This window comes from Pseudomonas sp. AM14(2022) (genome assembly GCF_036346455.1).
Lineage (GTDB): Bacteria > Pseudomonadota > Gammaproteobacteria > Pseudomonadales > Pseudomonadaceae > Aquipseudomonas > Aquipseudomonas putida_A.
The window spans coordinates 1-15432 of sequence record NZ_JAOTNY010000032.1 but is presented as its reverse complement, the minus strand read 5'-3'; the positions used below and the strand labels follow the sequence as shown (position 1 = coordinate 15432).

Annotated in this window: 11 protein-coding genes and 1 tRNA gene; all 12 read left to right on the top strand. The window is 55.8% G+C overall.

Annotation, left to right across the window (positions count from 1 at the left end; translation table 11 throughout):
- Window positions 1–69 precede the first annotated feature (69 nt).
- Window positions 70–145 (top strand) — tRNA-Trp (locus tag V3W27_RS27930).
- Between the two features lie 45 nt (window positions 146–190).
- Window positions 191–559 (top strand): preprotein translocase subunit SecE, encoded by a 369-nt coding sequence (secE, locus tag V3W27_RS27925; RefSeq protein ID WP_041074957.1) that lies wholly within the window; start codon window positions 191–193, stop codon window positions 557–559.
- A gap of 9 nt (window positions 560–568) precedes the next feature.
- Window positions 569–1102, top strand: a complete 534-nt coding sequence (nusG, locus tag V3W27_RS27920; protein WP_025113545.1) for a transcription termination/antitermination protein NusG — start codon at window positions 569–571, stop codon at window positions 1100–1102.
- A gap of 117 nt (window positions 1103–1219) precedes the next feature.
- Window positions 1220–1651: a 50S ribosomal protein L11 gene (gene rplK, locus V3W27_RS27915; RefSeq protein ID WP_003228756.1), complete on the top strand. Its 432-nt coding sequence runs from the start codon at window positions 1220–1222 to the stop codon at window positions 1649–1651.
- On the top strand, window positions 1651–2346 hold the full coding sequence (rplA, locus tag V3W27_RS27910) for a 50S ribosomal protein L1 (RefSeq protein WP_003228754.1): 696 nt from the start codon (window positions 1651–1653) through the stop codon (window positions 2344–2346). The genes rplK and rplA overlap by 1 nt, the downstream gene beginning before the upstream one ends.
- 198 nt (window positions 2347–2544) lie before the next feature.
- The gene (rplJ, locus tag V3W27_RS27905) at window positions 2545–3045 is read left to right on the top strand and encodes a 50S ribosomal protein L10 (RefSeq protein WP_003228752.1); all 501 of its coding nucleotides are present in this window, start codon (window positions 2545–2547) and stop codon (window positions 3043–3045) included.
- A gap of 74 nt (window positions 3046–3119) precedes the next feature.
- Window positions 3120–3485 carry a 50S ribosomal protein L7/L12 gene (gene rplL / locus V3W27_RS27900; protein WP_007962228.1) on the top strand — a complete coding sequence of 122 codons (366 nt, stop codon included), beginning with the start codon at window positions 3120–3122 and terminating at the stop codon, window positions 3483–3485.
- A 221-nt stretch (window positions 3486–3706) separates the two neighbouring features.
- On the top strand, window positions 3707–7780 hold the full coding sequence (rpoB, locus tag V3W27_RS27895) for a DNA-directed RNA polymerase subunit beta (protein ID WP_027614262.1): 4074 nt from the start codon (window positions 3707–3709) through the stop codon (window positions 7778–7780).
- Between the two features lie 63 nt (window positions 7781–7843).
- Entirely contained in the window at window positions 7844–12043 is a 4200-nt protein-coding gene (rpoC, locus tag V3W27_RS27890) for a DNA-directed RNA polymerase subunit beta' (protein WP_027614261.1), read from the top strand.
- A gap of 215 nt (window positions 12044–12258) precedes the next feature.
- On the top strand, window positions 12259–12630 hold the full coding sequence (rpsL, locus tag V3W27_RS27885) for a 30S ribosomal protein S12 (RefSeq protein WP_003186084.1): 372 nt from the start codon (window positions 12259–12261) through the stop codon (window positions 12628–12630).
- Window positions 12631–12737: 107 nt separating this feature from the next.
- Window positions 12738–13211, top strand: a complete 474-nt coding sequence (gene rpsG / locus V3W27_RS27880; RefSeq protein WP_003228745.1) for a 30S ribosomal protein S7 — start codon at window positions 12738–12740, stop codon at window positions 13209–13211.
- A gap of 30 nt (window positions 13212–13241) precedes the next feature.
- Entirely contained in the window at window positions 13242–15347 is a 2106-nt protein-coding gene (fusA, locus tag V3W27_RS27875; protein ID WP_007962223.1) for an elongation factor G, read from the top strand.
- Window positions 15348–15432 lie beyond the last annotated feature (85 nt).

Sequence of the window (15432 nt, the reverse complement as noted above, 5' to 3'; positions counted from 1 at the left end):
TAAAATCATCGAATAAGCGGTTGTAATGTATTTTTCGGGCCGGCATAATGGTCGGCCTGATTTTGTTTTAGGTCAGTAGCTCAATTGGCAGAGCGACGGTCTCCAAAACCGTAGGTTGGGGGTTCGATTCCCTCCTGACCTGCCAGATTCACTTGGTGTGTCTGGCTTTCTTTTCACAGGATCTTCATAGATGACTCCTAAGGCTGAAGCTCAAGGCTCTCGCTTCGATCTGCTCAAGTGGCTTGTGGTAGCTGCTTTGGTGGTTGTGGGTGTAGTTGGCAATCAGTATTACGCTGCTTCGCCGATCCTGTACCGTGTACTCGCTTTGCTCGTAATTGCTGCTGTAGCTGCCTTTGTAGGCCTGCAGACTGCAAAGGGCAAGTCGTTCTTTGTACTGGTTAAGGAAGCGCGCACCGAGATTCGTAAAGTCGTATGGCCAACTCGCCAGGAAACCACGCAGACAACGTTGATCGTTGTTGCTGTGGTTATCGTTATGGCGTTGCTGTTGTGGGGTGTTGATTCCCTGCTCGGTTGGCTTGTTTCCTTGATTGTCGGCTAAGGGTGTCCCGTGGCTAAGCGTTGGTACGTTGTGCATGCTTACTCGGGTTACGAGAAGCATGTCATGCGCTCGCTGATTGAGCGCGTTAAGCTGGCTGGCATGGAAGATGGCTTCGGCGAAATTCTGGTTCCCACTGAAGAAGTGGTGGAAATGCGTAATGGCCAGAAGCGCAAAAGCGAACGCAAGTTCTTCCCAGGCTATGTGCTGGTACAGATGGATATGAATGAGGGTACTTGGCACTTGGTCAAGGATACTCCTCGGGTGATGGGCTTCATTGGCGGTACCGCCGACAAGCCTGCTCCAATCACCGATAAAGAGGCGGAAGCCATTCTGCGTCGAGTGGCTGATGGTAGCGATAAGCCGAAGCCGAAGACTCTGTTTGAGCCGGGTGAGGTAGTTCGCGTTACTGACGGTCCATTCGCTGACTTTAACGGCACCGTCGAAGAAGTTAACTACGAAAAGAGCCGTGTCCAGGTGGCAGTGCTTATTTTCGGTCGCTCTACTCCGGTAGAGTTGGAGTTCAGTCAGGTCGAAAAGGTCTAGCTGAACAAGCATCCCAACCCCGCAGCCCTAGGCTGTGGGGTTTTGTCGTCACTGGGATAAACGCGCAAGTAACCGGGGAGCCTTTCGAGGCGTTCGAACCCGTAATTGGAGTGCCTCATGGCCAAGAAGATTACCGCTTACATCAAGCTGCAAGTGAAGGCCGCTCAGGCTAACCCAAGCCCACCTGTTGGTCCTGCTCTGGGTCAGCACGGTGTGAACATCATGGAATTCTGCAAGGCTTTCAACGCCCGTACTCAGGGTCTTGAAGCAGGTCTGCCGACTCCAGTGATCATCACTGTCTACAGCGACCGTAGCTTCACTTTCGAAACCAAATCCACCCCTGCTTCGGTTCTGCTGAAGAAGGCGGCCGGTCTGACCAGCGGTTCCGCTCGTCCGAACACCGTTAAGGTTGGCACTGTTACCCGTGCTCAGCTGGAAGAAATCGCGAAAACCAAAAACGCGGATCTGACTGCAGCTGATATGGATGCAGCCGTGCGTACTATCGCCGGTTCTGCTCGTAGCATGGGCCTTAACGTGGAGGGTGTGTAATGGCTAAGCTGACCAAGCGTCAAAAGGCTATCGCCGGCAAAATCGAAGCAGGCAAGGCCTACAACATTGTAGACGCTGCTGCTCTGCTGGCTGAGCTGTCGACTGTCAAGTTCAGCGAGTCGTTCGACGTTGCTGTAAACCTGGGTGTAGACCCGCGTAAATCCGACCAAGTTGTTCGTAGCGCTACTGTGCTGCCACACGGCACTGGCAAGACCGTTCGCGTTGCCGTGTTCACCCAGGGTCCAGCTGCTGAGGCCGCTCTGGCTGCCGGCGCTGACCGTGTAGGTATGGACGACCTGGCTGCCGAAATGAAAGGCGGCGACCTGAACTATGACGTAGTGATCGCATCCCCGGATGCCATGCGCGTTGTAGGTCAGCTGGGTCAGATCCTCGGTCCACGTGGCCTGATGCCTAACCCGAAAGTCGGCACCGTAACTCCAGACGTAGCTACCGCGGTTAAAAACGCCAAGGCTGGTCAGGTTCGTTATCGCACCGACAAAAACGGCATCATCCACACTTCCGTTGGCAAGATCGGCTTCGATGCCGTCAAGCTGAAGGAAAACGTTGAAGCCCTGATCGCTGATCTGAAGCGTATCAAGCCAGCTTCCTCGAAAGGTATTTACGTCAAGCGCGTTACCCTGAGCACCACTATGGGCCCAGGTCTGGTTATCGACCAGAGCTCGCTGGACGCGTAAGACAAAGGTTGGCGCGATTATTCGCGCCAATTGAAAGATTGGGGTCCCTGCCTGGCGGGGGCTATCCAAGACCGTAGGCGGCGCAAGCCTTAAACCACAAGCCTACGCAGATGGTGCTCCCGGTTCCTTACCGAATCAGACACCAAAACGACATTCGGTTTCGACCGAGTGAAACGGTAACAAGCAGGAGTTAAACCCGTGGCAATTAATCTCGAAGACAAGAAGGCCATCGTCGCTGAAGTCAACGAGGCTGCCAAAGTCGCTCTGTCCGCTGTCGTGGTTGATGCCCGTGGCGTAACAGTAGGCGCAATGACCGGACTCCGTAAAGAGGCTCGTGAAGCTGGCGTTTACGTACGTGTTGTACGTAACACCCTGCTCAAGCGCGCAGTTGCTGACACTGAATACAGTGTCCTCAACGACGTGTTCACCGGCCCGACCCTGATTGCATTCTCGAACGAACATCCGGGCGCTGCTGCCCGTATCTTCAAAGAGTTTGCAAAGGGTCAGGACAAGTTCGAGATCAAGGCAGCTGCGTTCGAGGGCAAGTTCCTCGCAGCTAATCAGATCGACGTACTGGCAACTCTGCCGACCCGTGACGAAGCAATTTCTCAGCTGATGAGCGTGATTCAAGGCGCTACCAGCAAGTTGGCTCGTACTCTGGCGGCAATTCGCGACCAGAAAGAAGCTGCCGCAGCCTAAGGCTCGTCAACTTCTCGCGTTTTTTGTTTATTTCGATGGTCGCGTAGGCCGTCCCCCAATTCAGGAATTGAGTCATGTCTCTGACTAACGAACAAATCATCGAAGCAATCGGCCAGAAATCCGTAGTGGAAATCGTTGAGCTGATCAAAGCGATGGAAGAAACCTTCGGTGTTACCGCTGCTGCTGCTTCGGCTGGCCCAGCTGTAGCTGCTGCTGCTGTTGAAGAGCAAACCGAGTTCAACGTTGTTCTGCTGGAAGCTGGCGAGAAGAAGGTTAACGTGATCAAGGCAGTTCGTGAACTGACCGGTCTGGGCCTGAAAGAAGCCAAAGAGAAAGTAGACGGCGCTCCTCAGGTTGTAGCTGAAGGCGTTTCGAAAGAAGCTGCTGAAGACGCCAAGAAGAAGCTGGAAGAAGCAGGCGCTAAAGTCGAGCTGAAATAAGTATCGACTTTGCTCCTCCAGCCCGAGCGTCAAGCGACAGGCTGATGGCTGGTGGCTCTTGCCACCGGCCTTTTTCCGTTATTGGCAGCCGACTGGGTCGGTGCTGATAACGGCGCTGTAACCACCCGATGCGGTGGCGCAAACCATGGGGTTTGCACGATTTTCTGGCTGCTCCCGTCGGGAGGGGCCAAACAAGCAGGTGACCAAGCTGGGGAACGCTGATGGCTTACTCATATACTGAGAAAAAACGTATCCGCAAGGACTTTAGCAAGTTGCCGGACGTCATGGATGTGCCGTACCTCCTGGCCATCCAGCTGGATTCGTATCGTGAATTCTTGCAAGCGGGAGCGACTAAAGATCAGTTCCGCGACGTGGGCCTGCATGCGGCCTTCAAATCCGTTTTCCCGATCATCAGCTACTCCGGCAATGCTGCGCTGGAGTACGTCGGTTATCGCCTGGGCGAACCGGCATTTGATGTCAAAGAATGCGTATTGCGCGGTGTAACTTTCGCCGTACCTTTGCGGGTAAAAGTGCGCCTGATCATTTTCGACAAAGAATCGTCGAACAAAGCGATCAAGGACATCAAAGAGCAAGAAGTCTACATGGGCGAAATCCCATTGATGACTGAGAACGGTACCTTCGTAATCAACGGTACCGAGCGTGTTATCGTTTCCCAGCTGCACCGTTCCCCGGGCGTGTTCTTTGACCACGACCGCGGCAAGACGCACAGTTCCGGTAAACTGCTGTACTCCGCGCGCATCATTCCTTACCGCGGTTCGTGGCTGGACTTCGAGTTCGACCCGAAAGACTGCGTGTTCGTGCGTATCGACCGTCGTCGCAAGCTGCCGGCCTCGGTACTGCTGCGCGCGCTCGGCTACACCACCGAAGAAGTGCTGGACGCTTTCTACACCACCAACGTATTCCACGTTAAAGGCGAAGGCCTGAGCCTGGAACTGGTGCCTCAGCGTCTGCGCGGTGAAGTGGCTGTTCTCGATATCCAGGACGATAAAGGCAAGGTTATTGTCGAGCAGGGCCGTCGTATTACTGCCCGCCACATCAACCAGCTGGAAAAGGCCGGGATCAAAGAGCTGGACGTGCCTCTGGACTACGTCCTGGGTCGCACCACCGCCAAGGTCATCGTGCATCCGGCTACCGGCGAAATCCTGGCAGAGTGCAACACCGAGCTGTCGACCGAAGTCCTGGCGAAAATCGCCAAGGCCGGCGTTGTTCGCATCGAAACTCTGTACACCAACGACATCGACTGCGGTCCGTTCATCTCCGACACGCTGAAGATCGACTCCACCAGCAACCAATTGGAAGCACTGGTCGAGATCTATCGCATGATGCGTCCAGGCGAGCCGCCGACCAAAGACGCTGCCGAGACCCTGTTCAACAACCTGTTCTTCAGCCCTGAGCGCTATGACCTGTCTGCGGTCGGCCGGATGAAGTTCAACCGTCGTATCGGTCGTACCGAGATCGAAGGTTCGGGCGTGTTGTGCAAGGAAGACATCGTCGCGGTCCTGAAGACTCTGGTCGACATCCGTAACGGTAAAGGCATCGTCGATGACATCGACCACCTGGGTAACCGTCGTGTTCGCTGCGTAGGCGAAATGGCCGAGAACCAGTTCCGCGTTGGCCTGGTACGTGTTGAGCGTGCGGTCAAAGAGCGTCTGTCGATGGCTGAAAGCGAAGGCCTGATGCCGCAAGACCTGATCAACGCCAAGCCAGTGGCTGCGGCGGTGAAGGAGTTCTTCGGTTCCAGCCAGCTCTCGCAGTTCATGGACCAGAACAACCCGCTGTCCGAGATCACCCACAAGCGTCGTGTCTCTGCACTCGGCCCTGGCGGTCTGACTCGTGAACGCGCAGGCTTTGAAGTCCGTGACGTACACCCGACTCACTACGGTCGTGTCTGCCCGATTGAAACGCCGGAAGGTCCGAACATCGGTCTGATCAACTCCCTGGCTGCGTACGCTCGCACCAACCAGTACGGCTTCCTGGAAAGCCCGTACCGCGTGGTGAAAGAGGGCGTGGTCACCGACGAGATCGTGTTCCTGTCCGCCATTGAAGAAGCCGATCACGTGATCGCGCAGGCTTCGGCGACCATGAACGAGCAGAAAGTCCTGATCGACGAACTGGTAGCCGTACGTCACCTGAACGAATTCACCGTCAAGGCGCCGGAAGACGTCACCCTGATGGACGTTTCGCCGAAGCAGGTAGTTTCGGTTGCAGCGTCGCTGATTCCGTTCCTCGAGCACGACGACGCCAACCGTGCGTTGATGGGTTCGAACATGCAGCGTCAGGCTGTACCAACCCTGCGCGCTGACAAGCCGCTGGTAGGTACCGGCATGGAGCGTAACGTGGCCCGCGACTCCGGCGTTTGCGTCGTGGCTCGTCGTGGCGGCGTGATCGACTCCGTTGATGCCAGCCGTATCGTGGTTCGTGTTGCTGATGACGAAGTTGAAACTGGCGAAGCTGGTGTCGACATCTACAACCTGACCAAATACACCCGCTCGAACCAGAACACCTGCATCAACCAGCGTCCGCTGGTGAGCAAGGGTGATCGTGTTCAGCGTAGCGACATCATGGCCGACGGCCCGTCCACCGACATGGGTGAACTGGCACTGGGTCAGAACATGCGCATCGCGTTCATGGCATGGAACGGCTTCAACTTCGAAGACTCCATCTGCCTGTCCGAGCGTGTGGTTCAGGAAGACCGCTTCACCACGATTCACATTCAGGAACTGACCTGTGTGGCTCGTGACACCAAGCTTGGCCCAGAGGAAATCACTGCGGACATCCCGAACGTGGGTGAGGCTGCACTGAACAAGCTGGACGAAGCCGGTATCGTTTACGTAGGTGCTGAAGTAGGCGCAGGCGACATCCTGGTCGGTAAAGTCACTCCGAAAGGCGAGACCCAACTGACTCCGGAAGAAAAACTGCTGCGTGCGATCTTCGGTGAAAAAGCCAGCGACGTTAAAGACACCTCCCTGCGTGTACCTACCGGTACCAAAGGTACTGTCATCGACGTCCAGGTCTTCACCCGCGACGGCGTTGAGCGTGATGCTCGTGCTCTGTCGATCGAGAAGTCCCAGCTGGACGAGATCCGCAAGGATCTGAACGAAGAGTTCCGTATCGTAGAAGGCGCGACCTTCGAACGTCTGCGCTCCGCTCTGGTAGGCCACAAGGCTGAAGGCGGCGCCGGTCTGAAGAAAGGTCAGGACATCACCGACGAAGTTCTCGACGGTCTTGAGCATGGTCAGTGGTTCAAACTGCGCATGGCTGAAGATGCTCTGAACGAGCAGCTCGAGAAGGCTCAGGCCTACATCGTTGATCGCCGCCGTCTGCTGGACGACAAGTTCGAAGACAAGAAGCGCAAACTGCAGCAGGGCGATGACCTGGCTCCAGGCGTGCTGAAAATCGTCAAGGTTTACCTGGCAATCCGTCGTCGCATCCAGCCGGGCGACAAGATGGCCGGTCGTCACGGTAACAAAGGTGTGGTCTCCGTGATCATGCCGGTTGAAGACATGCCGCACGATGCCAATGGCACCCCGGTCGACGTCGTCCTCAACCCGTTGGGCGTACCTTCGCGTATGAACGTTGGTCAGATCCTTGAAACCCACCTGGGCCTCGCGGCCAAAGGTCTGGGCGAGAAGATCAACCGGATGGTCGAAGAGCAGCGTAAAGTCGCTGAACTGCGTACCTTCCTCGACGAGATCTACAACCAGATCGGCGGTCGTAACGAAGATCTGGACAGCTTCTCCGATCAGGAAATCCTGGATCTGGCGAAGAACCTGCGTGGCGGCGTTCCAATGGCCACTCCAGTGTTCGACGGCGCCAAGGAAAGCGAAATCAAGGCCATGCTGAAACTGGCAGACCTGCCGGAAAGCGGCCAGATGCAGCTGACTGACGGCCGTACCGGCAACAAGTTCGAGCGTCCAGTTACCGTTGGCTACATGTACATGCTGAAGCTGAACCACTTGGTAGACGACAAGATGCACGCGCGTTCTACCGGTTCGTACAGCCTGGTTACCCAGCAGCCGCTGGGTGGTAAGGCGCAGTTCGGTGGTCAGCGTTTCGGGGAGATGGAGGTCTGGGCACTGGAAGCATACGGTGCCGCTTACACTCTGCAAGAAATGCTCACAGTGAAGTCGGACGATGTGAACGGCCGTACCAAGATGTACAAAAACATCGTGGATGGCGATCACCGTATGGAGCCGGGCATGCCCGAGTCCTTCAACGTGTTGATCAAGGAAATTCGTTCCCTCGGCATCGATATCGATCTGGAAACCGAATAACACGTGACGCGATCGAGAGCGGGGCAGGACTGCCCGCTCTCTGCTCCGCCAGGAGGAAAGGCCTTGAAAGACCTACTGAATTTGCTGAAAAACCAGGGTCAAGTCGAAGAGTTCGACGCCATCCGTATCGGATTGGCCTCGCCTGAGATGATCCGCTCGTGGTCGTTCGGCGAAGTTAAAAAGCCGGAAACCATCAACTACCGTACGTTCAAACCTGAGCGTGACGGTCTGTTCTGCGCCAAGATCTTTGGCCCGGTAAAGGATTACGAGTGCCTGTGCGGTAAGTACAAGCGCTTGAAGCACCGTGGTGTGATCTGTGAGAAGTGCGGCGTTGAAGTTGCGCTGGCCAAGGTTCGTCGTGAGCGCATGGCGCACATCGAACTGGCTTCGCCGGTTGCCCACATCTGGTTCCTGAAATCGCTGCCGTCCCGTATCGGCTTGCTGATGGACATGACCCTGCGTGATATCGAACGCGTTCTCTACTTCGAGAGCTACGTCGTTATCGATCCAGGCATGACCACCCTTGAAAAAGGTCAGCTGCTGAACGACGAACAGTACTTCGAAGCGCTGGAAGAGTTCGGTGACGACTTCGACGCCCGCATGGGTGCTGAAGCTGTCCGTGAACTGCTGCACGCTATCGACCTGGAACACGAGATTGGCCGCCTGCGCGAAGAGATTCCGCAAACCAACTCGGAAACCAAGATCAAGAAGCTGTCCAAGCGTCTGAAGTTGATGGAAGCCTTCCAGGGTTCCGGCAACCTGCCAGAGTGGATGGTGCTGACCGTTCTGCCGGTTCTGCCGCCAGATCTGCGTCCACTGGTCCCGCTGGATGGCGGTCGCTTCGCGACTTCCGACCTCAACGATCTGTATCGTCGAGTGATTAACCGTAACAACCGTTTGAAGCGCCTGCTGGATCTGTCCGCTCCGGACATCATCGTGCGCAACGAAAAGCGTATGTTGCAGGAAGCTGTCGATGCACTGCTCGACAACGGTCGTCGTGGCCGCGCTATCACCGGTTCGAACAAGCGTCCTCTGAAATCCCTGGCTGACATGATCAAGGGTAAGCAAGGTCGTTTCCGTCAGAACTTGCTCGGTAAGCGTGTTGACTACTCCGGTCGTTCGGTAATTACCGTAGGTCCGACCCTGCGTCTGCACCAGTGCGGTCTGCCGAAGAAGATGGCTCTCGAGCTGTTCAAACCGTTCATTTTCGGCAAGCTGGAAATGCGTGGTCTCGCGACCACCATCAAAGCGGCCAAGAAAATGGTCGAGCGCGAACTGCCAGAGGTTTGGGACGTTCTCGCTGAAGTGATTCGCGAACACCCGGTTCTTCTCAACCGTGCACCGACCCTTCACCGTCTGGGTATCCAGGCGTTTGAACCGGTCCTGATCGAAGGTAAGGCTATCCAGCTGCACCCGCTGGTCTGTGCCGCGTACAACGCCGACTTCGACGGCGACCAAATGGCCGTGCACGTACCGCTGACGCTGGAAGCCCAGCTCGAAGCGCGTGCGTTGATGATGTCGACCAACAACATTCTGTCGCCAGCCAACGGTGAGCCAATCATCGTTCCGTCGCAGGACGTTGTATTGGGTCTCTACTACATGACTCGTGAAGCGATCAACGCCAAGGGCGAAGGTCGTGTGTTCGCGGATCTGCAGGAAGTTGACCGTGTGTTCCGTGCCGGCGAAGCCGCACTGCACGCCAAGGTCAAGGTCCGTATCAACGAAACCGTCAACGACCGTGACGGCAACAGCGTGAGTAACACTCGTATCGTCGACACCACTGTCGGCCGTGCGCTGCTGTTCCAGGTTGTGCCAAAAGGTCTGTCGTACGATGTCGTCAACCTGCCAATGAAGAAAAAGGCGATCTCCAAGCTGATCAACCAGTGCTACCGCGTGGTTGGTCTGAAAGAGACCGTGATCTTCGCTGACCAGTTGATGTACACCGGCTTCGCTTACTCGACCATCTCCGGCGTTTCCATCGGTGTTAACGACTTCGTTATCCCGGACGAAAAAGCCCGCATCATCGGTGCAGCCACCGACGAAGTGAAAGAGATCGAGAGCCAGTACGCCTCCGGCCTGGTAACCCAGGGCGAGAAGTACAACAAAGTGATCGACCTTTGGTCGAAGGCGAACGACGAAGTTTCCAAGGCGATGATGGCTAACCTCTCGAAAGAGAAAGTCATCGACCGTCACGGTGATGAAGTCGACCAAGAGTCCTTCAACTCGATGTACATGATGGCCGACTCGGGTGCGCGGGGTTCCGCAGCACAGATTCGTCAGCTGGCCGGTATGCGTGGTCTGATGGCCAAGCCGGACGGTTCCATCATTGAAACGCCGATTACTGCGAACTTCCGTGAAGGTCTGAGCGTACTTCAGTACTTCATCTCGACTCACGGTGCTCGTAAAGGTCTGGCGGATACCGCGTTGAAAACTGCGAACTCCGGTTACTTGACTCGTCGTCTGGTAGACGTGGCGCAGGATCTGGTTGTAACCGAGATCGATTGCGGCACCGAACACGGTCTGTTGATGACTCCGCACATTGAAGGCGGTGACGTTGTAGAGCCGTTGGGTGAGCGCGTATTGGGTCGTGTTATTGCCCGTGACGTATTCAAGCCAGGCACCGAGGACGTTATCGTTCCTGCCGGTACCCTGGTAGACGAGAAGTGGGTCGAGTTCATCGAGCTGAACAGCATCGACGAAGTGATCGTGCGTTCGCCGATCAGCTGCGAAACCCGCTATGGCATTTGCGCCAAGTGCTACGGCCGTGATCTGGCTCGTGGTCACCAGGTGAACATCGGTGAAGCGGTCGGCGTTATTGCTGCCCAGTCCATCGGTGAGCCGGGTACCCAGCTGACGATGCGTACGTTCCACATCGGTGGTGCGGCAAGCCGTACTTCCGCAGCCGACAGCGTTCAGGTGAAGAATGGCGGTACTGTCCGTCTGCACAACCTGAAACACGTTGAGCGAGTGGATGGCCACCTGGTTGCCGTGTCCCGTTCCGGTGAGCTGGCAATCGCTGATGACTTCGGTCGTGAGCGTGAGCGTTACAAGCTGCCGTACGGTGCTGTGATTTCGGTTAAAGAAGGTGACAAGGTCGACGCTGGCGCAATCGTGGCCAAGTGGGATCCGCACACTCACCCGATCGTTACCGAAATGAAAGGTACCGTGACCTACGTGGGCATGGAAGAAGGCATCACGATCAAGCGTCAGACTGACGAATTGACCGGTATGACCAACATTGAAGTACTCGACGCGAAAGATCGTCCAGCTGCCGGTAAGGAAATCCGTCCTGCAGTGAAGATGGTCGACGACAACGGCAAGGATCTGTTGCTGCCAGGCACTGACGTTATCGCTCAGTACTTCCTGCCAGCCAACGCTCTGGTCGGTGTTGCGGACGGTGCGAAGATCGCGATCGGTGATGTTATCGCTCGTATCCCGCAAGAAACTTCGAAGACCCGTGACATCACCGGTGGTCTGCCGCGTGTTGCCGACTTGTTCGAAGCTCGTCGTCCGAAGGAAGCGTCGATTCTGGCTGAAGTCAGCGGCACCATCGCGTTCGGTAAAGAGACCAAAGGCAAGCGCCGTCTGGTCATTACCCCGAACGACGGTAGCGATCCGTACGAAGAGCTGATTCCGAAGTGGCGTCACCTGAACGTGTTCGAAGGTGAACAGGTAAACCGCGGCGAAGTTATCTCCGACGGTCCAAGCGATCCGCACGACATCCTGCGTCTGCTGGGTGTGAGCGCGCTGGCCAAGTACATCGTGAACGAGATCCAGGACGTTTACCGTCTGCAAGGTGTGAAGATCAACGACAAGCACATCGAGACCATCTTGCGTCAGATGCTGCGTAAAGTTGAGATCTCCGAATCCGGCGATTCCAGCTTCATCAAGGGCGACCAGATGGAACTGACTCACGTACTGGTAGAGAACGAACGTCTGAGCGCGGAAGACAAGTTTGTCTCCAAGTTCACTCGCGTTCTGCTGGGTATCACCAAGGCGTCGTTGTCCACCGAATCGTTCATCTCGGCGGCTTCCTTCCAGGAAACCACTCGCGTACTGACCGAAGCGGCAGTCACCGGCAAGCGCGACTATCTGCGCGGCCTGAAAGAAAACGTGGTTGTGGGTCGTCTGATCCCGGCCGGTACCGGTCTGGCATATCACAGCGAGCGCAAGCGTCGTCGTGATGCAGACAAGCCGTTGCGCGTAAGCGCCAGTGAAGTGGAAGCTGCACTGACCGAAGCGCTGAACTCGAGCGGTAACTGAGTTCTGCGGTAACTAAGCTGAGGCCCTGATCGCTCCGTTCGTCGAATCGAGACAAATTGTCAAGGTTCGACGGGCGGGGAGGTCGGGGCCTTGCCTTGACTGGGGACAAGATCCTCTTTAGACTCTTGATCCCCTAAATTTGGCGGGAATCCGTTCCTGTCATTTTGCTTTTCTTGCAAGACAATAGCGTCGCAAGACAACAGTGGAGCTAGTAGATGGCAACTATCAACCAGCTGGTACGTCAGCCGCGTAAGCGTATCGTCGAGAAATCCGACGTACCTGCGCTGCAGAACTGCCCGCAACGTCGTGGCGTGTGCACCCGTGTGTACACCACTACGCCGAAAAAACCTAACTCGGCACTGCGTAAAGTATGCCGTGTGCGTCTGACCAACGGTTTCGAGGTTTCCTCGTACATCGGTGGTGAAGGCCACAACCTGCAAGAGCACAGCGTGGTACTGATCCGCGGCGGTCGTGTAAAAGACTTGCCAGGTGTTCGTTACCACACCGTTCGCGGCTCCTTGGATACTTCCGGCGTTAAAGGCCGTAACCAGGGTCGTTCGAAGTACGGTACCAAGCGTCCGAAGTAATCGGTCGTTTTGCAGATTTTCATTTTATTGAGTCGATAAGAGTAAGGTCGGGCTTGCATCCACTGGATCTGTCCCGAACTAACCTGAAGACCGCTTGAGGGCTTATCATGCCAAGACGTCGCGTAGCAGCAAAGCGTGAGATTCTGGACGATCCGAAATACGGAAGCCAGATCCTCGCCAAATTCATGAACCACGTTATGGAAAGCGGCAAGAAAGCCGTTGCCGAGCGTATCGTTTATGGTGCCCTGGAAACCGTGAAGGCTCGTAAGGCCGGCACCGATCCCCTGGAACTCTTCGAAAAAGCACTCGACGCCATCGCTCCGCTGGTCGAAGTGAAGTCGCGCCGCGTTGGTGGTGCTACTTACCAGGTTCCGGTCGAGGTTCGTCCTTCCCGCCGTAACGCTCTGGCAATGCGCTGGTTGGTAGACTTCGCCCGTAAGCGTGGCGAGAAGTCTATGGCTCTGCGCTTGGCTGGCGAACTGCTGGATGCTGCTGAAGGTAAAGGTGCTGCTGTTAAGAAGCGTGAAGACGTGCACCGTATGGCCGAAGCCAACAAAGCTTTCTCGCACTACCGCTTCTAATTTTAGCTTCACTAATTTTGCGAGGGCTTTATGGCTCGTACTACTCCGATTAGTCGCTACCGTAACATCGGTATCGTCGCTCACGTGGATGCTGGTAAAACCACCACCACCGAGCGCGTCCTTTTTTACACTGGCAAAAGTCACAAAATGGGCGAGGTGCATGACGGCGCCGCGACCACAGACTGGATGGTTCAGGAGCAGGAGCGTGGTATTACCATTACTTCTGCTGCCATTACCGCCTTCTGGAAAGGTTCCGAGAAGCAGTACCCGCACGAGCACCGTTTCAACGTCATCGATACCCCGGGCCACGTAGACTTCACCATTGAAGTTGAACGTTCCCTGCGCGTACTCGACGGCGCTGTCGTTGTATTCTGCGGTACTTCGGGTGTTGAGCCTCAGTCGGAAACCGTATGGCGTCAAGCCAACAAATACGGCGTTCCACGTCTTGTTTACGTAAACAAGATGGACCGTGCTGGTGCCAACTTCCTGCGCGTGATCGGTCAGATCAAACAGCGTCTGGGTCACACTCCGGTGCCGATTCAGCTGGCTATCGGTTCGGAAGACAACTTCCAGGGCCAGATCGACCTGATCAACATGCAGGCTGTTTACTGGAACGACTCTGACAAGGGTATGGTTCCTGTTCGCAAGGAAATCCCTGCGGACATGCTCGAGCTGGCTACTGAGTGGCGCAGCAACATGGTTGAGGCTGCGGCCGAAGCCAGTGAAGAGCTGATGAACAAGTACCTGGAAGGCGAAGAGCTGTCGATCGAAGAGATCAAGGCCGCTCTGCGTCAGCGCACTATCGCTGGCGAAATCGTTCTGGCTGTGTGCGGTTCGTCGTTCAAGAACAAGGGCGTTCCCCTGGTTCTCGACGCCGTTATCGACTTCCTGCCTGCTCCAACCGACATTCCAGCTATCAAGGGCTCGAACCCTGATAACGAGGAAGAGGAAATGGAGCGTCACGCAAGTGATGACGAGCCGTTCGCGGCACTGGCGTTCAAAATCGCTACCGACCCATTCGTGGGTACTTTGACCTTCGTCCGTGTTTACTCGGGCGTGTTGAACTCCGGCGACGGCGTGATCAACTCGGTTAAAGGCAAGAAAGAGCGCGTGGGCCGTATGGTGCAAATGCACGCAAACGCCCGTGAAGAGATCAAGGAAGTACGCGCTGGCGACATCGCGGCCCTGATCGGCATGAAGGACGTCACCACTGGTGAAACCCTCTGCAACGCTGACAAGCCAATCATCCTGGTTCGCATGGACTTCCCGGAGCCGGTTATTTCGGTTGCCGTAGAGCCTAAGACCAAGGATGACCAGGAAAAAATGGGTATCGCACTGGGCAAGCTGGCTCAGGAAGACCCGTCTTTCCGCGTTAAAACTGATGAAGAGACTGGTCAAACGATCATCTCCGGCATGGGCGAGCTGCACCTGGACATCCTGGTTGACCGGATGCGCCGTGAGTTCAACGTCGAAGCCAACATCGGCAAGCCTCAGGTTTCGTATCGTGAGCGCATCACGAAGAACTGTGAAATCGAAGGCAAGTTCGTTCGTCAGTCCGGTGGTCGCGGCCAGTTCGGTCACTGCTGGATCCGTTTTGCTCCTGCTGACGAAGGTCAGGAAGGTCTGCAATTCGTGAACGAAGTTGTAGGTGGTGTGGTTCCTAAGGAATACATCCCGGCTATCCAGAAGGGTATCGAAGAGCAGATGAAGAACGGCGTTGTTGCCGGCTATCCGCTGATCGGCCTGAAGGCTACCGTGTTCGATGGTTCTTACCACGACGTCGACTCCAACGAGATGGCGTTTAAAGTGGCTGCTTCCATGGCGACCAAGCAACTGGCCCAGAAGGGCGGTGGTGAGTTGCTCGAGCCGATCATGGCGGTAGAGGTTGTTACGCCTGAAGACTATATGGGTGATGTAATGGGCGACCTTAACCGTCGTCGCGGCATGATCCAGGGTATGGAAGACACAGTGTCCGGCAAGGTTATCCGTGCCGAGGTTCCACTGGGTGAGATGTTCGGTTATGCGACCGACGTTCGTTCCATGTCCCAGGGTCGCGCAAGCTACTCTATGGAATTCAAAAAATACGATACGGCTCCGTCGCACATCGTCGAATCCGTAACCAAAAAACAAGGCTGATTCAGCCCCTTTAGGCTAGGAGTTAATTGTCGTGGCTAAAGAAAAATTTGATCGTTCCCTACCGCACGTCAACGTTGGCACCATC

Bases quoted from the DNA above. Each gene is read 5' to 3' on its own strand.
- secE (WP_041074957.1), top strand. From the start codon at position 191: ATGACTCCTAAGGCTGAAGCTCAAGGCTCTCGCTTCGATCTGCTCAAG.
- rplK (WP_003228756.1), top strand. From the start codon at position 1,220: ATGGCCAAGAAGATTACCGCTTACATCAAGCTGCAAGTGAAGGCCGCT.
- rplA (WP_003228754.1), top strand. From the start codon at position 1,651: ATGGCTAAGCTGACCAAGCGTCAAAAGGCTATCGCCGGCAAAATCGAA.
- rplL (WP_007962228.1), top strand. From the start codon at position 3,120: ATGTCTCTGACTAACGAACAAATCATCGAAGCAATCGGCCAGAAATCC.
- rpoB (WP_027614262.1), top strand. From the start codon at position 3,707: ATGGCTTACTCATATACTGAGAAAAAACGTATCCGCAAGGACTTTAGC.
- rpsL (WP_003186084.1), top strand. From the start codon at position 12,259: ATGGCAACTATCAACCAGCTGGTACGTCAGCCGCGTAAGCGTATCGTC.
- rpsG (WP_003228745.1), top strand. From the start codon at position 12,738: ATGCCAAGACGTCGCGTAGCAGCAAAGCGTGAGATTCTGGACGATCCG.
- fusA (WP_007962223.1), top strand. From the start codon at position 13,242: ATGGCTCGTACTACTCCGATTAGTCGCTACCGTAACATCGGTATCGTC.